Origin of the sequence: Cellvibrio sp., from assembly GCF_046347455.1 — a bacterium.
GTDB lineage: Bacteria > Pseudomonadota > Gammaproteobacteria > Pseudomonadales > Cellvibrionaceae > Cellvibrio.
Window position 1 is genome coordinate 472,062 of record NZ_JAXMGC010000001.1, and the last position, 16,920, is coordinate 488,981.

Annotated in this window: 18 protein-coding genes; 2 read left to right on the plus strand and 16 right to left on the minus strand. The window is 48.0% G+C overall.

Annotated elements, in window-relative coordinates:
• Nucleotides 1–155: 155 nt before the first annotated feature.
• The 9 genes from U1F02_RS02130 to U1F02_RS02170 all read right to left on the minus strand — a co-directional run bounded on the left by U1F02_RS02130 (nucleotide 156) and on the right by U1F02_RS02170 (nucleotide 7,028).
• Complete coding sequence (locus U1F02_RS02130) at nucleotides 156–404, minus strand: DUF2442 domain-containing protein (RefSeq protein ID WP_409988697.1); 249 nt, start codon at nucleotides 402–404, stop codon at nucleotides 156–158.
• Nucleotides 388–495: a hypothetical protein gene (locus tag U1F02_RS02135; RefSeq protein WP_409988698.1), complete on the minus strand. Its 108-nt coding sequence runs from the start codon at nucleotides 493–495 to the stop codon at nucleotides 388–390. Before U1F02_RS02135 ends, U1F02_RS02130 begins: the two co-directional genes overlap by 17 nt.
• Nucleotides 447–629: a DUF4160 domain-containing protein gene (locus U1F02_RS02140; RefSeq protein WP_409988699.1), complete on the minus strand. Its 183-nt coding sequence runs from the start codon at nucleotides 627–629 to the stop codon at nucleotides 447–449. Before U1F02_RS02140 ends, U1F02_RS02135 begins: the two co-directional genes overlap by 49 nt.
• 65 nt (nucleotides 630–694) lie before the next feature.
• Nucleotides 695–1,708, minus strand: coding sequence for an aspartate carbamoyltransferase (locus U1F02_RS02145; RefSeq protein ID WP_409988700.1), 1,014 nt, complete (start codon nucleotides 1,706–1,708; stop codon nucleotides 695–697).
• Between the two features lie 133 nt (nucleotides 1,709–1,841).
• On the minus strand, nucleotides 1,842–3,017 hold the full coding sequence (locus U1F02_RS02150) for a glycerol-3-phosphate dehydrogenase/oxidase (RefSeq protein ID WP_409988701.1): 1,176 nt from the start codon (nucleotides 3,015–3,017) through the stop codon (nucleotides 1,842–1,844).
• 83 nt (nucleotides 3,018–3,100) lie between these two features.
• Nucleotides 3,101–4,591 carry an FGGY family carbohydrate kinase gene (locus U1F02_RS02155; RefSeq protein WP_409988702.1) on the minus strand — a complete coding sequence of 497 codons (1,491 nt, stop codon included), beginning with the start codon at nucleotides 4,589–4,591 and terminating at the stop codon, nucleotides 3,101–3,103.
• 66 nt (nucleotides 4,592–4,657) lie between these two features.
• Nucleotides 4,658–4,999 carry a DUF1820 family protein gene (locus U1F02_RS02160; protein ID WP_189416630.1) on the minus strand — a complete coding sequence of 114 codons (342 nt, stop codon included), beginning with the start codon at nucleotides 4,997–4,999 and terminating at the stop codon, nucleotides 4,658–4,660.
• Nucleotides 5,000–5,114: 115 nt separating this feature from the next.
• Nucleotides 5,115–5,591 (minus strand): hypothetical protein, encoded by a 477-nt coding sequence (locus U1F02_RS02165; RefSeq protein WP_409988703.1) that lies wholly within the window; start codon nucleotides 5,589–5,591, stop codon nucleotides 5,115–5,117.
• A 102-nt stretch (nucleotides 5,592–5,693) separates the two neighbouring features.
• Entirely contained in the window at nucleotides 5,694–7,028 is a 1,335-nt protein-coding gene (locus tag U1F02_RS02170; protein WP_409988704.1) for a glycoside hydrolase family 5 protein, read from the minus strand.
• A gap of 281 nt (nucleotides 7,029–7,309) precedes the next feature.
• On the opposite strand from U1F02_RS02170, the gene U1F02_RS02175 reads away from it, so the two are divergent.
• Nucleotides 7,310–8,620, plus strand: coding sequence for a DEAD/DEAH box helicase (locus U1F02_RS02175; RefSeq protein ID WP_409988705.1), 1,311 nt, complete (start codon nucleotides 7,310–7,312; stop codon nucleotides 8,618–8,620).
• 71 nt (nucleotides 8,621–8,691) lie between these two features.
• On the opposite strand, the gene U1F02_RS02180 is transcribed toward U1F02_RS02175, so the two are convergent.
• A complete protein-coding gene (locus U1F02_RS02180; protein ID WP_409988706.1) occupies nucleotides 8,692–9,030 on the minus strand; it encodes a DUF6172 family protein in 339 nt (112 codons plus the stop codon).
• Nucleotides 9,031–9,248: 218 nt separating this feature from the next.
• Here U1F02_RS02180 and U1F02_RS02185 point away from each other — a divergent pair, with 218 nt between their 5' ends.
• Nucleotides 9,249–10,499, plus strand: coding sequence for a DUF418 domain-containing protein (locus U1F02_RS02185; RefSeq protein WP_409988707.1), 1,251 nt, complete (start codon nucleotides 9,249–9,251; stop codon nucleotides 10,497–10,499).
• 295 nt (nucleotides 10,500–10,794) lie between these two features.
• Here U1F02_RS02185 and U1F02_RS02190 read toward each other — a convergent pair whose 3' ends face one another.
• From U1F02_RS02190 to U1F02_RS02215, 6 genes are all read right to left on the minus strand, one after another.
• Nucleotides 10,795–11,811: a cupin-like domain-containing protein gene (locus U1F02_RS02190; RefSeq protein ID WP_409988708.1), complete on the minus strand. Its 1,017-nt coding sequence runs from the start codon at nucleotides 11,809–11,811 to the stop codon at nucleotides 10,795–10,797.
• Nucleotides 11,812–11,820: 9 nt separating this feature from the next.
• Nucleotides 11,821–13,311: a lysine--tRNA ligase gene (gene lysS, locus U1F02_RS02195; RefSeq protein ID WP_409988709.1), complete on the minus strand. Its 1,491-nt coding sequence runs from the start codon at nucleotides 13,309–13,311 to the stop codon at nucleotides 11,821–11,823.
• 145 nt (nucleotides 13,312–13,456) lie between these two features.
• Nucleotides 13,457–14,552, minus strand: a protein-coding gene (gene prfB, locus U1F02_RS02200; RefSeq protein WP_409988710.1) for a peptide chain release factor 2 whose coding sequence is annotated in 2 segments (ribosomal slippage) — nucleotides 13,457–14,479 and nucleotides 14,481–14,552 — 1,095 coding nt in all. Because the reading frame shifts where the segments join, the coding sequence is not laid out codon by codon here.
• Between the two features lie 112 nt (nucleotides 14,553–14,664).
• Complete coding sequence (locus U1F02_RS02205; protein WP_409988711.1) at nucleotides 14,665–15,033, minus strand: DUF6164 family protein; 369 nt, start codon at nucleotides 15,031–15,033, stop codon at nucleotides 14,665–14,667.
• Entirely contained in the window at nucleotides 15,033–15,893 is an 861-nt protein-coding gene (gene purU, locus U1F02_RS02210) for a formyltetrahydrofolate deformylase (RefSeq protein ID WP_409988712.1), read from the minus strand. The genes U1F02_RS02205 and purU overlap by 1 nt, the downstream gene beginning before the upstream one ends.
• A 96-nt stretch (nucleotides 15,894–15,989) precedes the next feature.
• Complete coding sequence (locus tag U1F02_RS02215) at nucleotides 15,990–16,874, minus strand: AEC family transporter (protein WP_409988713.1); 885 nt, start codon at nucleotides 16,872–16,874, stop codon at nucleotides 15,990–15,992.
• Nucleotides 16,875–16,920: the final 46 nt, after the last annotated feature.

Genomic DNA, 16,920 nt, shown 5'->3' on the forward strand with positions numbered 1-16,920 from the left:
GATTCCGCTGAGGTTGAATACGCGAAAAAAATAACACGCGTTTAGATCACTTTTCTAATTATTTTTTTATCGCCACGCAACACAGGATTAAACCGAGAGTCGTCATCCTCGCGCAGCGAGGATGACGATTCACTTCTAATTAGAATTTGAAAAATTTAAGCAGCTCTATGAGGCTTGTGAGTGATGTCGCCTTGGCCGAGCAGCAATCCATCAACTGAAATATCTTCATTTAATGAATCCCAATGAATACCGCGAGAACTTAGCTCAAATTTTTCTAGCTCCGCTTTAGGTGCATTCATTAAACGTGGAAACCAAACCAGTGGGACGCCCAAAGTGCGGCCATCGCTTAAAACTAACCACATATTGTTATCATCAAAAGTCAGGCTTTTAGGCGAAATATTCATTCCATTTCTCCACAAAAAACGTTTGGTTATCAGCCGCAATGGTTAAAATTTCACGCAAGGTGCGCGCATCAAAACCGTCATTTCTGGCCAAAGCAACTGTAGGTCAAGCCAAATCTTCGCTTCGTCCCCATCCTTTGAAACATGTATATGGGCAGGCTCTAAAGGATTTCCCTCGTTCGAATAAAAGAAAAATCTAAATCCATTGAGCCGCAAGATTACGGGCATTGATCTCTCCACACTTTAAAAGTTGCCTTGCTTCCAGTTAAGCATACTCGGGTTTTATCGCTTGATCATCCCCGCAAGGAGCTATGCCAATTCACTTCGCGCGAATACTTATCCACTTGGTCCGCTACGTTTAACACCAGCGCAAACAATGCCATGCGCACCAACACGCCGTTATCGGCTTGGCGGAAAATCGCGAGGTTTGGGTTTTGGTTGAGGTCGTTATCCAGCTCGTTAGCTTCTTCGCGGGAATCGCGCGGTAACGGGTGCATGATGACCGTGTTAGGTTGGCAATGTTCGGTGTATATGCGCTGATTCAAACGGTAGCGGCCGCGGTACATGTCGGCTTCTTGTTTGTTGCTAAAGCGCTCTTCTTGAATGCGTGTTGAGTAAGCAATATCAATGTCAGAAATGCTGTGAGTTAAATCGTCGGTAATGGTGACTTTGTTACCCGCCATGCGCAGTTCCTCAACAATATATTCCGGCATGGCTAATTCTTTGGGCGAAATTAGCGTGAGTTGAATATCGCTAAACAAGCGCACGAGTTTGCACAGGGAGTGAACCGTGCGGCCGTGTTTTAAATCGCCGATCATGGCGATGCGCAAACCATCTAACTTGCGGCCTTTTGAGCGCATTTCTTTGCGAATGGTGTACAAATCCAGCAGCGCTTGCGTGGGGTGTTCGTTGGGGCCATCGCCACCGTTAATCACAGGAACACGGCTGCCTTGCGCGAATTCCGCAACCGATCCACCCGAAGGATGGCGCATACAAATCACATCGCTATAACCCGAAAGCACTCGCGCTGTGTCGTAAAGCGATTCGCCTTTGGTGATGGATGAGCTTTCAAAGCCGGTGGTTTCGCGCACGTTTCCGCCCAGCAAGTTAAAGGCTGCGCCGAAGCTAACGCGGGTGCGCGTGCTTGGCTCAAAAAACATATTGCCCAGAATCGCCCCTTCCAGCACGCGCGTGACTTTTTTGCGCAGGGCGTAAGGCTCCATGGCGTCGGCCACGTCGAAGATTCGTTTGATATCAGCACGTTCAAATTGTTCGATGGAGAGAATGTGGGCGCCGGTAAAGTTCACAGTGAGTCCTTAATGCTGAGGGTGGACAGGGGCAAGCGGTGAAGCTTGCCGGATGGAGTGCCCGCATTTTAACGGCAGATGCGCGGCTCACCAATGATTTTTATCATGAAAGGTGGATTTTCTGGGGCGGGAATTAATGCCAGTTTACCGGCGAGAGAGGAATTCGGCTGGTATCTGCAATGCGCGTTTTCACGGGCAAGGATTTTTTGATTTTCGCCAAGGCGTGCAAGGCCGTTGCGCGGTAAGTAGTGAGCTTGCCGCCCATGATAGAAAGTACGCGTGGGCAGGCTTCGTTATCTACCTCGAATAGCACTTCGCGTGGGCGCGAGAAAGCGTTGAGATCGCTGCGCGGCAACACGCGCAAACCGGCAAAGCTATCCACTTGGTTCATATCAATGGAAAGATACGGGAAGTAATGCAGCAGTACTTGCAACAAGTAATCGCGTTCTTCTAGCGAGCATTGCGCGTCTTCCGGCGCGCCATAGTGCATCTTTTCGGTGGTGCCGACCATCAACTTGCCTTGCCAAGGTAAGACGAACACGGCGCGTTTATCTTGTGGGGCTTCAAGGTAAAAATAGTCTTTGAGCAGCGGCGGTAGTAGTAAATGGCTGCCTTTGACCAAATCGACCTTGGGTAAGTACATGTCTGGCTCAATGCCCGAAATGACGTCGCTCGTCCAAGGCCCCGCACAATTGATTAGTACGCGGCAGCTCGCCGTTTTAAAGCCGAATTCACTTTGGTACTCCACCAAGCACGATGCCGGGTTCACATGGGCTCTTACAAAATGGCCGGGAATCTCACAATCGGCGCCCAGTTCCATGGCTGAATGCAGAACCGCCCGGGTTAAAGCTGCGTCGTCAGTTTGGGCTTCTTGGTAGCGGAATACGGCTTGAAGATCATCTTGTTTAAGACCTTCCAACTCGCCCCATTGCGAGCGTGGAAGACTGCGGAAATAGGCGTTGGAATCGCAGCCAGAAAGCACGGAATAAAGACTTAGGCCTGCGCGAATGGTGAGCGGGCTGCGTTTTGAATCTTTATAAACGGGGATATGTAAGGGTTGCAGTTTAACCAGCTCAGGGGCCAGCTTAAGCAAAAGCGCGCGTTCATGCAGGCTCTCACGCACCAAACCGAATTGGGCGCTTTCCAAGTAGCGCAAACCGCCGTGGATTAATTTTGAAGATTTGCTAGACGTGCCCGCCGCCGGGGTGGATTGTTCCAACACCAACACGGTGTAGCCTGCCGCTGCCGCTGCTTGTGCGACTCCCGCACCTTGAATACCTGCTCCTATCACGACCAAATCGTATTTCATCACGTAGAGTCCAAGCGAAGATAGGTGGAGTTTAGCTGAGTTTTATATACCTTTGAGGCCTAATTCGTTTCGATTTTTGAAAATTATGCGCTAAGCCAGTCATTTAAGGCATTCTGCCACAGGCTGTAACGATTTAATAAGCGTGGATTGCTTTTGGGTTGGAATATCTGCCCCCCTACTGATTGATTCCAAACACTGGGTAACCCGGCCGCCATGTACGCAATGCCCTGCAAGCTGGCCTCGGTATTTTCGCTGCGAACCACAGGCACGCCGCTCAAATCGGCCAAGCGCTGGCAAATAGAATCGGCACGGCTAATACCGCCGCTGACGTAGAGCTTCTGTAAAGGCCCGAGCTGCTCCATTAATTTTAAATTAACAAAAATTTGGAAAAGAATGGATTCAAGCCACGCCAAAATTTTTTCATCTGCGGAGAGATTTTCGCTAAAGCGCGATTCCAAATCCGTTCGCCAATAAGGCGCACTTAATCCACCAACAGCATTCAGAAAATAGCAAGCGTGTGCAGGCTCTAGTTCGAGTACACGCTGAATGACATCGGGCGTTATCGCAACACCCGCTTCTTTTTCAACAAAACTGATTGCAGATGCCGCGCCGTTTACAGTGGCTTCCCATGCGTATAAGGCTGGCTCAAATTGATTGGCGTAACAAACTGGTGACGCCAGTTCAATATCGTTTTGCGCCGCCGTTTGTTCGGAAATCCACAAAGGGCTAACAAGCAAACCTTCCGGTGCGCTTAGGCGTTCGCTCACGCGTTGGATAAACGCGCCCGTTCCAATATTAATGTAACCCACATTTTTATCGGGCAAACCACGCGCAAATAATGATGCACCTTGATCGCGTGCGCTGACACGAAACGGAATTTTACATTCGCCAAGTAACAAGCTGCCAAAATTGCTACTGTGATATTTACACTTGGGCAAAATCTCGCGCGGGATTTTAAAAAGCTGTAGTAAATTTTCATCCCAATCTTTGGTGTGCAAATTCCACAACAAGGTTCTTTGCGCATGGCCCGGATCTACAGAAAACTCACCGCACAAATGCCACAAAATATAACTGACGATAGGGCCAATAGCTAAGGAGCCTGCATCAAACGCGTGCTTTACCTGTGAATTATTTTCCAAACACCAACGCATTTTACTCGCACCGTAATGCGGCGACACACGTAACCCCGTGCGTGATTGTGCTTGCTCATGTGTGAGCGAAATATCTTTGAAATAATGCTGACCGCGAATATCTTGCCAACTCAAAACCGGCGATAAGGCTTCGCCCGTTTTTGCATTCCAACACAACAAGGACGAACCCTGCCCCGAAAATCCTGCCGCGCTAATACGTGCGACATCTTTACCGAGGGCGACGCGAACTTGATCAAGACACGATTGAATACCCTTTAAAATCTCAACCGGATTTTGTTCGATATATTCAACATCACCTACCATTTCATGCCTAGTGGCGCAGCTTGCAGAAAAGCAATGCAGCAATTCGCCTTGCAGTGAATAAACACCAACGCGAGAACTTTGACCGCCTTGGTCGATGGCGAGGATTAGAGGTGATGTCATAAAAATTTTGTAATCTAGTTTTCTTAATTGTAGACATAAAAAAAGCGGCCTAAGCCGCTTTGATTTCTATTCACCCAAGTTTGGATTAGGGATAAATCCACCATAGGGGAACTGCGCAATTTTGTCGCCGCCGCCTTTTACTTCGCTAATTTTTGCGGGGCCTTCTTTTTCTACTTCGTCGATACGCACAATCGCATGCATGGGAATGTAGGAGCGTTTTACGCCCGCGAATTCGTTTTTCAGTTTCTCTTCCGCCGGGTCGATCAATACCTGGCTGCGCTCACCAAACACGAATTCTTCCACTTCAATAAAACCATACATTTCGCTTTGGTAAATGGCGCAGGCGAAGACTTCGTAAACTTGGTTTTGGTTGAGGAAAATTACACGGTAAACGGGTTTTACTGCCATATGACTCTCTGATGCACACTCGGGTTTCACTAAAAGGGCGCGCAGAATACCACAAAATTGCTGGTTTCTCGCGCTCCTTCCGCGCTCGCTGAGGCAACGTGAGCCTGACCGAAGCCTAGCCCGCCACCAAATTGGCACTACTGAGTTTGGACGCTCTGAGCTGCCGAATTCGGCGAATCCCCACAGGAAGCAAACACAGAGCGCACGCCAAAACAGTGGTGAACATATCCAGCCAGCTATGGTAATTCAAGATGTACATGAGAAGCCCATAGGCCACTAGCGTCGTCGCCACAAACAGCCAAGCGCTGGCATTTTTGTACCAACAAATCACCACAACCAAACAAAAGGAGGCTGCAGAATGGGTGGAATAGTCCAGCCCGATGCTTCCCCAGAAGCCCCAACGCTCATCTGCAAACATTAAGGAGTACACAATGGTTACCGCATAAACCAAGTAGACAAGATGCATGCGCTGGCCGCGTCGCCAGCTTAGGCAAATTTCTACCACCGCAATAATCAACAGTAAGGGGGTGTAGGCGTCTGCAATTTTGTCCAACCAGTAGGCTGTATTAGGAGATATGGATAGTGGGCTCACGATTATTCCTTTTAAGGTGTGGCGTTTTAGGTTAAGGGGAAGGCGCGCACAATAACAAAAATGCCCGGCGAATTGCCGGGCATTTTTCCATACAACCAAACTTTATTTACCGCCACCCATAATGGCATCCAGTATAGTTGGGAAGACCCAAGTGTTATTGTTGCGATTAAACAAACCCATGATTTCGCCCTGATTTTTGTTAGGGTCAAAGGTTGCTAGGTTTCCGTTATCCCACACAACCATGGGTACTTTGTAGGTACTGCTCTTTTGCGCGTAATACTTGGCTTGCTTGATCCGCTCAGCCAAATTGCCCTTATCGGTGGAGCCCCACTCGCCCATAATCACTGGGATGCCTTTTTGCAGAAACTTGCTATCGATACGGTTAAAAATGGCGTCGATTTCAGTTCGGTCACCATCACCAAAAGTAGTCACGCTACCCGAACCTAAATTGAGCGCGAAGTTGTATGAGGTATAAGAGTGAACCGACAAAGCGACCATCTTATCGTTGGGAATTACCACAGCACTGAGCTGGTGCTCAGCAACACCGGCGGTGTAACCCGGCATCATCACCAAGCGTTTTTTGTTATTTCCACCAGTCGCACGGATCGCGTCCAAGGCTGCTGCATTGAGGCGGTTCAGCACGGTAAAGTAGTTTGAATCGTTACCCCACCAATCATCGTCGCCCGAATCCGATTCCACCTTTTGGTCGCGTGGCTCGTTCATAGTTTCGAAAATGACGTGATGGTCATACTTTTCAAAGCGTGTGGCGATCTGTGTCCACAACTTTTGCAAGCGAGCCTTGGCGTTGGCTTCGTTGGCAAGCGTTGGATTTTCCCAGCCGGTATTGTGGTGGATGTTTACAATTACGTACATGCCGTTACCCAGAGCGTAATTGGCGATTTCTTCCACGCGGTTCATCCACGCTGCATCAATGGTGAAATCAGGCGCTGCACCTGTGTGATCATCCCAGCTCACGGGTAACCGCAAGGTTTTAAAGCCAGCGGCCTTCAAGGCAGTCATGTTAGCTTTAGTGGTTTTTGGGTTGCCCCAATAGGTTTCGTCATCCAAAGGGTTTGCCTTGTTGCCGGAAGCATCCATGGTGTTACCCAAGTTCCAGCCCATGCCCATTTCAGCGGTAATGTCGAAGCCAGTACGCATTTGGCACGACTTATCGTTCTCCAAACCAATGCCGTCGCCATCTGGATCTGACGTGAGCAAGGTACAGAAAGCCAAGCCCGATGCCGTGCTGGAGCTGGATGAAGTCGCCACCGAACTGCTGGAGCTTGATGAAGATACAGACGAGGATGAAGTTGCCGCCGAAGAGCTGGTTGTGGTCACGGGTGGCGTAGTGCTGCCACCACCACCTCCCCCACCACCGCAGCCAACAGACAGAATTGAGGTTGCACAAAAGATCAGTAATTGTTTGGACAATTGCATAGAGGTTCTCTCATTTTTGTAGGTATAAGTTTTTAGATTGGTTTTTATAGTTATAGGCACCGCTAGGTTTGAGCGGCAACAGAAACGTAATGGCCTTATTTATGGTTTTATAGGCGAACTTATTTTATCTGACGCAAACCCCCAAGCTGTTGCATAGCGCGAGCTTTTTACATTGCTTTACACAGACCAGGCGCCGACCAAAAGCTGCAAACACAGCAAACCCAATCGCCCGAGGCGCAAGCTGGTATACTGCACGCCCTTTTTTAGTTAGCGCGTTGATTATGAATTTTGCATCCCTTGGCCTTGCCCCCGAACTGCTCCACGCCATTAAAGTGTTGGGCTACAAGCAGATGACTCCTATTCAACAGCAAGCCATACCTGTTGCTCGTCGCGGCGTGGACATGCTTGCGACAGCCCAAACGGGAACCGGCAAAACAACGGCTTACGCCCTGCCCGTGCTTCAACAAATGCTCGATAAGCCAAAGTCTGCCGAACCCTTGCATCCACGTACGCTGATACTCGCCCCAACCCGCGAGCTGGTGCAGCAAGTGGCCGAAAGCATTCAGCAACTCAGCCAGTTCCTAACCTTCAAAGTGGCTACCGCTTACGGCGGTGTTAAAGCAACCAGCCAAGCCGCTAAGTTTCGCGCAGGCGTGGATATATTGGTGGCGACGCCGGGTCGTTTGCTGGAGCACGTGGAGCTTGGCAACCTTAATCTTTCCAAAGTGGAATTTGCCGTTTTGGACGAAGCCGACCGCATGTTGGATATGGGTTTCGTGAATGACATCCACAAAATCCTCACCAGTATTCCGCGCAAACACCAAACCCTATTCTTCTCTGCTACCAGCTCGCCCTTGGTTACTAACCTTTCCAAGCAGGCGATGAACAAACCTACGTTGATCGCTGTATCCAAACGCAATGCGGTGGCGGACACCATCGAGCACGTGGTCTACCCGGTGGATGACGCACGCAAATACGAGCTGTTTGTGCACCTGTTGCGCAGCCAAAACTGGTATCAGGTCATGGCGTTTAGCAGTACCCGCGAAGAAGCTGACAAGCTGATTGATGCGTTGAAAGAAGACAACGTAGACGCGGCGGTAATCCACAGCGAAAAGACGCAAGGCTCCCGCCGCCGCGCCTTACAAGATTTTAAAGATGGCAAACTGCAAGTATTGGTTGCGACCGAAGTAGCCGCACGGGGATTGGATATTCAAGGTTTGGATTTCGTCGTAAACCTTAACCTGCCGTTCTTTACGGAAGACTATGTTCACCGCATAGGCCGCACCGGCCGCGCCGGCGCAAAGGGCACAGCGATTTCGCTGGTTTCGCCCGCCGAGGAATACAAGCTCACGCTAATTGAAGATTTAATAGGCAGCAAAATCAAACGCGTACGTGTTAAAGGTTTTGACGTTACCGAAGCGCCACCACTAAACCAACGCAAGGTAAAAGCGGCTCCCGCCCCCAAAAAGCCCGCCACCCGCGCCGATGCTCCCAAGAAAATTCGTCGCGGTGGGGACAAGACTGTTAACAAAGCGGCTAAAAAAGTTTATGCGGCCAAGCCTAAAACGACCTCTGCTAAAAAGCCCAAATAAACTTAATCACCTAAAACAAAAAAGCCGCCAGATTTGCATTTGGCGGCTTTTTTTGATCGATTTATCGATGTTTACTCATCGAACATATCATCGTCATCATTCAAGTCATTCTCATCCACCGAACGCTCACGCGGCGTGCGAACAGCTGGGCGAGCTAAAATTTCTACGTAAAAACTATCACCGCCCGCTTTGGAAACCACATCCATCTGCTTTGTGATTTCCCCTAAATGCAAGACCTCAGCAGCCGCCTCGGTTGTACCGAACTTGCAGTCAAATGCCCAATAGTTGGCGCCTTGCGGCAGTGTCTTACGTTTTTCACGTTTAACGTACTTACGAACTTCATGCTTGATCGCCTCTAACAAACGATCACTGTTCTTGCCTTCCACATGGAGTTTGAATGTCTTTTTCATGGATTAACCTTTAAACCTACCGGCTTGCGCTCGAGACCAACCAGCTTGTGAATAAGTGCGCCGGACAAAATAATAGCGGGCGCGCATCTTACCACGCATATCGAGGAAGCGCCGGAAAATGCGATAAGGGAATTACACACAGATTTTTTATACAGTTGCATCCAAAACCAGAATAACCGCGTCTTAGCTGTAGCAAAACAAGAACTCAAGGAACCATTATGGGCAATGTCAGCTTCCTCAAACCAACACCAGCTCTTAGCACACAAGCACAACCGCGAATTTTAACCATTGACGTTCTGCGCGGTTTTGCACTCCTCGGCATTTTGTATGCACACATGATTTTCTGGTATCAAGGAGGTCCTCTGCCGGAATATGTTTACACCGCTTATATGGATATTCCAAACGGCATCGTCATTGCACTCAATTTTTTATTTTTTAACGCCAAGTTTTTTTCGCTGTTCTCATTTTTGTTTGGCTTGAGCTTTTACATTCAGATAAAAGGTTTAGTTGCCAAGGATGCCAACCCTAATTTACGTTTCGCCTGGCGCCTGCTGATACTGGGACTAATCGGAGTTGTGCACCATCTATTCTGGCGCGCTGATATTTTAACTATCTATGCTTCACTTGGCCTCTTGCTGTTATTTGCTCGCAACTTAAGTAACAGAGCTACCATTGTTATTGCAGCTCTTTTTATTCTTAACGTGCCCGCCAAGATTATCGAAGTTATTTCCATTTACACACAAGGCACACCGGTGTTCATCGCTGATAATATAGTGGAGAACGGCGCTAAATATTATGCAGCTGTAACGCAAGGCTCTTTTGCCGATGTAGTTGCTCACAACATCTATGCCATTCAAGAAAAAATTGACTATCAACTCACCTCTGGTCGTTTGGTTATCACCTTCGGATTCTTTATGTTGGGCATGTTGGCCGGGCGCTTAAAATGGTTTGAAGATATTGAAACATCCAAAGATTTTTTTAAGAAGGTGTGGAAAAAAGCCGGGCTCGCCAGTATTGGATTTTCAGTAGCAGGCATCGTTTTTTTGATCTGCCTGCAAGCACTCGCCATTGATGCAGAACATGCTGTGTGGAGCCGCTGGTTTGGTGGATTAATTTATGACGCACTTAATGCCAGCGTAACGCTTTTTTACATTGCATCCATACCGTTGCTTATGCTCAAGCCCAAATGGCACACGCGCTTGGCGCCACTGTCCCACATTGGAAAAATGGCACTCACTTCTTACTTAAGCCAATCGCTTTTCGGTGTGATTTTATTTTTCAACTTTGGACTCGGTTTATTCTTTTTAACATCACCCTCGCTAAACGCCGTAATCTGTGTAACGGTATTTGTTATCCAAGTTGCTTTCTGTAAATTTTGGCTCACTCGCTTTAACTACGGCCCAGTGGAATGGTTGTGGCGATCTGCAACTTATTTTAAATGGCAACCGCTTCTTAAAAAGCCTTCTTAGGGCTGCAACCTAAACGTGCGCCACCGAACGGATACAAAAATATTTCGGAGAGAGACTCAAGACAGCTCGCAGAAAAATGCCAGCTATCAGCGATCCCAGCGATATAGAAACAACCAAGAGGATTAGAAAATGAGCCAACATCCAGAAGACAAAAGTAAAAAATCCGGCGGCAAAAGCGAATTCGGAAAATCCAGCAATCTCAAAAGCGGACATGGCAATGCACGTGAGAAAAGTCCGAAGAGATGAAATTGAAATGCTTCAAGCATAAAAAAAGCGCCTTTTGGCGCTTTTTTGGTTATTCAGGTCGATTAAAGGCTCGAGCCAACACGGATTTAATTTCCGCAGTCCTCTGCGATGATGTCGGGCCCATTAATCCGCGATGTTCAGGCGCAAGGTGCTCTAAGGCGCCGCCATGTGCCTCAAAAGCAAAATACTCAAACATGCCTTGCCAAACTTTACGCTCATTCGGGGGTAAATCACGGAAAGCCATTACCGCATGCAGTAACGCGTCGTAGGGCGATGTAGGTGAAGCGACGTCATTCCACCAATAATTAACCAATATATTAAAACTCTCCAACGACTGAACTTGATGCCACCATGCGTAAGGAATGTATAAGGCATCGCCAGCCTCCAGTTCAGCGACTTCTGCAAATTCCAGAGCCTGTCGAAAACGGGGGAAGCGTTCAAAGTCGGGATTATCAAAAGGCACCATGCTAACGGGGGTTCCGGCAGGAGTGAAATCCAACGGGCCAATATACAAATTAGGTAGCTGTTCGGGTGGAAAAAGCGTGAAGCGTCGCCTGCCGGCGACAACACAGGCAACGTTTTGCTTCAAATCAAAATGAGTTTGAACTTTTACAGCATTTCCAATCCAGATGTTAGGCGCTATGTCGCTGCTCAACCAAGGAATAGAGTTCTGATCAGTGAACTGCGGTAAGTATTTGGGTAAGGGAAGAGACTCCATAAACACTGCTGGCGCATTCGAATCGCCTATTTGGTCTAAGAGTGCGTGCAAAGCCTCAGGTAAAATTACTGGGTAGCGCTCGAAGTTGAGCCCAGTCATCCCGTCTTCGTAAAAGATATGTCGCTTGCCAGGAGTGTCACCAATTAACAGAGGTACTTTAGCACCACGATAAAATTGAAGCAGGTATTTGCAGGTATCGAGAGGAGAACTTTTCCCTTGTATCACGGAAGGCCAGCTATCAACCAGGCCGCGCAAGATGACCGGGCGATTTGCAGGAATAATTTTTTCCTTAAAAATCGCCTCAGTTACACCGTAAAGCTCTTTTGTCTTCGCAAATGACTCGTACATATTCGAGATTTACTCAGGTCGCATATGCGGGAACAACAACACATCTCTAATAGATGGAGCATTTGCAAACAACATAATTAAGCGATCAATACCAATCCCTTGACCTGCAGTTGGTGGCAAACCGTATTCGAGTGCGCGTACGAAATCAGCATCATAGTGCATAGCTTCATCATCACCGGCATCTTTTTCACGCACTTGTTGCATAAAACGTTCGGCCTGATCTTCCGCGTCATTCAACTCAGAGAAGCCGTTTGCTAATTCGCGGCCGCCAATGAAAAACTCAAAGCGATCGGTAACTGCTGGGTTGTGATCGCTGCGGCGTGCTAGTGGTGAAATCTCAATTGGGTATTCGGTAATGAAGGTTGGTTGATCCAATTTGTGCTCAACGGTTTCTTCAAAAATTTCGGTTTGAATTTTACCCAATGCTGTGCCCGGCTTAATTTTTAAACCTAAGGCTTCTGCTGCTTTAGTTGCGCCTTCGACGGTGCTTAATTGCTCCGCAGTGATTTGCGGATTGTAGTGCAACACAGAATCAAACATTGTTAAGCGTACAAAAGGCTTACCAAAATCGTATTCGCTTTCTTGGTATTTCAGCGTGGTGGTGCCCATCACTTCCTGACACATTTTACGCAACATATCTTCCGTCAAATCCATCAAGTCTTTGTAGTCGGCGTAAGCTTGATAGAATTCCATCATGGTGAATTCTGGGTTGTGACGCGTTGAAACACCTTCGTTACGGAAGTTACGGTTGATTTCAAATACGCGTTCGAAACCGCCAACAACCAAGCGCTTTAAATACAACTCTGGAGCGATACGCAAATACATTTCCATATCGAGCGCATTGTGGTGCGTAATAAATGGTTTTGCAGATGCACCACCGGGAATGACGTGCAACATGGGTGTTTCTACTTCCATGAAATCACGACCAACCATATATTGTCGAATGAAGTTGATGCACTTTGAACGCAGGCGGAAAGTGTCACGCACTTCTGGATTTACAATTAAATCCACATAGCGTTGGCGATAACGAATTTCCTGATCACTTAAGCCGTGATATTTATCTGGCAACGGACGCAAACCTTTGGTAAGCAATTGGAAGCTTTCACAGTTTACGTATAAATCGCCTTTACCTGATTTGTGTAGCGCGCCTTTCACACCGACGATATCGCCAATATCCCACACGCCCCATTTATCTTTGATGACTTCTTGCGCAGTTTTATCGGCATATAATTGAATGCTGCCATGACCATCTTGCAACACAAGGAATGGGCCACGCTTGGCCATGATACGACCAGCAACGCTAACGATATGATTAAGCGCTTCTAACTCCTCTTTGGTTTTTTCACCAAACGCATTTTGCAATTCCTGGCTTTTATTTTCTGGTTTAAAGTCATTGGGAAATGCGTTGCCTTTCTCACGAATAGCATCAAGCTTGCTGCGACGTTCGGCAATTAATTTGTTTTCATCATGCGCTTGTGAAGAAGTTGTTTCGTTAGTCATAGTGGTCACTGTGATAATTGCTTAATAATTAAATTGAATTTCTCATTGCGTTGTGTGCCCCTCTCCCCAGCCCTCTCCCGCAAGGGGAGAGGGAGGAATCCCTTCTCCCCTTGCGGGAGAAGGTTAGGATGAGGGGTTATTTTTCTTACAAACCGGCTTTCAAACTTTCAACCATAAACTGGTCGAGCGCGCCGTCTAAAACAGCTTGGCAGTTGCTGGTTTGTACGCTGGTGCGCAAATCTTTAATGCGTGAATCGTCCAACACATAGGAGCGAATTTGGCTGCCCCAGCCGATGTCGGATTTGCTGTCTTCCATCGCTTGTTTTTCAGCGTTTCGTTTTTGCATTTCGTGCTCATACATTTTTGCACGAAGCATTTTATAAGCTTGATCACGGTTAGCGTGTTGCGAACGTTCGTTTTGGCATTGCACAACAATGTTGGTTGGGATGTGCGTAATACGCACCGCCGAATCGGTTTTGTTAACATGCTGGCCGCCCGCGCCACTTGCGCGATAAGTATCGATGCGCAAATCAGCTGGATTAATATCAATTTCAATATTGTCGTCAATCTCTGGCGAAACGAACACAGAACAGAAAGACGTATGGCGACGATTGCCGGAATCGAATGGCGATTTACGTACTAAACGATGGACACCTGTTTCTGTACGCAGCCAACCAAAGGCGTATTCACCTTCATAGCGAATGGTCGCACTTTTAATACCAGCCACATCGCCTGCAGAACATTCTTCTAAAGTTACTTTGAAGCCTTTAGCTTCGCCCCAGCGCAAATACATGCGCAAAACCATTTCTGCCCAATCCTGCGCTTCGGTTCCACCGGAGCCAGATTGGATATCGAGGTAGGCGTTGTTGGGGTCCATCTCGTTAGAGAACATGCGGCGGAATTCTAATGCAGCAAGTTGCTGATCGAGGCGTTCAATTTCAGCTTGTACATCCGCAACGCTAGCCTCGTCGTTTTCTTCAACCGCCATGTCCAGCAGTTCGCGGCAATCAGCCACGCCGCTGTCGAGATCATCAATAGTTTTTACGACGTTTTCGAGGCTTGAGCGCTCGCGGCCGAGGGTTTGGGCGCGCTCGGGGTTTTCCCAAACGTTGGATTCGCCAAGTTCAAGCTCTACTTCGGTTAAGCGTTCTTTTTTGGTGGCATAGTCAAAGATACCCCCGGAGCACATCGGTACGCTCGGTGAGGTCTTTGAGGGCATTTAATAGCGGATTAATTTCCATGGAAGTGACTGATAAACCTTAATTTGTGCCCAATTTTACAGGAATTAGGACGGTAAATTTCGAGGCGGGCATTCTACATGAGATAGCGGTTAAGGCCAAACGCCCCAAGGGATTAATGCTTTCCCATAAACCCAAAGGGTGCGAGTGTGAGCGTGAGAATGAAAAACACTGCAATAATGAGCGCGATAAAACGCAGTGGTGACAAGAGAAAGTTTTGCCAAAGTGTTGGCGCCTGCCCGCTCTCAAGCAACTCAGCATAAATTTTTTGCTGTTTCGCCGTGCGCTCGGTTTGGTAGTTGCGAATTAAATCCCGAGCACGCTCGAGATGGGTATCGTCCGGCAACCAAAGACCATCCACCCCCAAGCGCCAAAAACCCGCATGAGTTTCGTAAAAGTAGATGTCGCTGCTGGCAAGTAACTCTCGGATTTCTTCCGCTTCGTCGTCAGGGACATCTTTAAGTTTGAATAAGAGAATGGTCATTACTTGGAGAACACAACGGTTTTGCTGCCGTTTAACAAAACACGATGTTCCGCGTGCCAACGCACCGCACGGTTCAACACAACAGCCTCAGTATCGCGGCCAATTTCCGCCATATCTTCCGGCGAATTAATGTGAGATACGCGCTCAACGGCTTGTTCAATGATCGGCCCTTCGTCCAAATCCGCTGTCACAAAATGCGCGGTAGCGCCAATCAGTTTTACGCCGCGATCAAAGGCTTGGTGATAGGGTTTTGCGCCTTTAAAACCGGGCAAAAATGAGTGATGAATATTAATCGCACGACCGTTTAATTTTTTGCACAGATCGTCAGACAAGATTTGCATGTATCGCGCGAGCACCAAAAAATCCGCCTGTAAATCTTGCATGAGCTGCCAAAGCTGCGCCTCTTGTTCAACCTTGGTAGCAGGTGTGATCGGCAAATAATGGAACGGCAGTTGATACCATTCGGTTAAATCGCGCATCACATTATGGTTGGAAACCACCCCAACGATATCAATCGGTAAGGAGCCATTTTTCCAGCTGTTTAAAAGCGCATTCAAACAATGGCCCCACTGAGAAACGGCAATCAAGACGCGTGGTTTTACGTGACTATCGGAGATTTGCCAATCCATTTGGTATTGCTCTGCCAAGGGCTTAAACAACGAACGGATTTGACTAAGACTATAACCGCTTGGACATTCGAACACGGTACGCATAAAAAAGCGGCGCTGTTCAACGTCTTCAAATTGCGAAGACTCTTTGATGTTAAAACCCAAAGTTGCAAACAGAGTGGCGACCGCAGCAACTATGCCTTTGGAATCCTGACAACTAAAGGTTAAGACGATTTCTTGTACGCCCGACATAATGATTTCCGTTTTACTATTTAAATTAAGGGCTTGCAGCGTGATGCTCGCATTGTACGTGCAGTTGCCGGGAGCGTAAACCTGAAAGCTATTCGGCTACAAAAGTGCAGCTAACAAAAACGGTAAGCCGGCAAAGGCTACTAAGGTAGATACCAACACCATTGCCGCAACCTCTTCCGGTTGGCGGTTGTAGCGTAATGCGAGTAAGTAGTTAAACACGGCAATAGGCATTGCAGATTGGAGCAACACCACGGAACGAGAAACACCCGTTAACCCCATGAGTTCGCAGACCAAAAAGCCTAAGGCTAAACCGCCGAGTACTCGGGCGAGACTGAAAGCTATGCTTCGGGACAGAAATTGGATTTTTAGGGTTGCAAGTGATACGCCGAGGGCGATGGTCATTAAGGGAATCGCGATACCGCCGAGTAAATCTACGGTGTTAGCCATCCAACGCGGTAAAGCCGTGTGGGTCACCAGCAACCCGACGGCAATGGCCATTGCATAGATGACTGGTTGCTTCGCAATAGACGTAAAACGCTCACGCCAACCACCCTCTGTTACTAACACCAAGCCCACGGTAAAAGTGGCGATCATCATCACCATAAAAGAACCAAGTGCGAGCGCAAGCCCGGTTTGGCCGAAAGCGAACAAGCACAAGGGCAAACCCATGTTGCCGTTGTTAGGGAAAATCAGCGGTGGAAGATAGGTTGGGATCGAGAGTTTTTGAAGATGCAACCAAAGCCAGCCGAGCAAACCCATAGCAGTCATGACAATCGCCGTTGCGAGAGCAACTCTGCCCATGACTTCAGGTTTTACTTCAACTTTGGCCATTACCCCTATGATTAAACAGGGTGTACCTATGTTCATTACGATGCGAGAGATAAATGCAGTGGGGAACTCTGCCCCGCTTTTGCCCCAGAAATAGCCCATGCCGGTTGAAATCATAATGGGAGCCAAAATGGCAAAAAGTTCGTTCAGCATGGTGCGCTCAGGACTGCAAAGAAGGTACGCATTCTAGCAGGCAGAG

Excerpts from the sequence above, each read along its gene's own strand:
- U1F02_RS02205 (WP_409988711.1), bottom strand. The coding sequence starts at position 15,033 with ATGACCATTCTCTTATTCAAACTTAAAGATGTCCCTGACGACGAAGCG.
- U1F02_RS02150 (WP_409988701.1), bottom strand. The coding sequence starts at position 3,017 with ATGAAATACGATTTGGTCGTGATAGGAGCAGGTATTCAAGGTGCGGGA.
- U1F02_RS02180 (WP_409988706.1), bottom strand. The coding sequence starts at position 9,030 with ATGAAAAAGACATTCAAACTCCATGTGGAAGGCAAGAACAGTGATCGT.
- U1F02_RS02175 (WP_409988705.1), top strand. The coding sequence starts at position 7,310 with ATGAATTTTGCATCCCTTGGCCTTGCCCCCGAACTGCTCCACGCCATT.
- U1F02_RS02170 (WP_409988704.1), bottom strand. The coding sequence starts at position 7,028 with ATGCAATTGTCCAAACAATTACTGATCTTTTGTGCAACCTCAATTCTG.
- U1F02_RS02130 (WP_409988697.1), bottom strand. The coding sequence starts at position 404 with ATGAATATTTCGCCTAAAAGCCTGACTTTTGATGATAACAATATGTGG.
- U1F02_RS02190 (WP_409988708.1), bottom strand. The coding sequence starts at position 11,811 with ATGTACGAGTCATTTGCGAAGACAAAAGAGCTTTACGGTGTAACTGAG.
- U1F02_RS02160 (WP_189416630.1), bottom strand. The coding sequence starts at position 4,999 with ATGGCAGTAAAACCCGTTTACCGTGTAATTTTCCTCAACCAAAACCAA.
- U1F02_RS02140 (WP_409988699.1), bottom strand. The coding sequence starts at position 629 with ATGCCCGTAATCTTGCGGCTCAATGGATTTAGATTTTTCTTTTATTCG.
- U1F02_RS02155 (WP_409988702.1), bottom strand. The coding sequence starts at position 4,591 with ATGACATCACCTCTAATCCTCGCCATCGACCAAGGCGGTCAAAGTTCT.
- purU (WP_409988712.1), bottom strand. The coding sequence starts at position 15,893 with ATGTCGGGCGTACAAGAAATCGTCTTAACCTTTAGTTGTCAGGATTCC.
- U1F02_RS02215 (WP_409988713.1), bottom strand. The coding sequence starts at position 16,874 with ATGCTGAACGAACTTTTTGCCATTTTGGCTCCCATTATGATTTCAACC.
- lysS (WP_409988709.1), bottom strand. The coding sequence starts at position 13,311 with ATGACTAACGAAACAACTTCTTCACAAGCGCATGATGAAAACAAATTA.
- U1F02_RS02185 (WP_409988707.1), top strand. The coding sequence starts at position 9,249 with ATGGGCAATGTCAGCTTCCTCAAACCAACACCAGCTCTTAGCACACAA.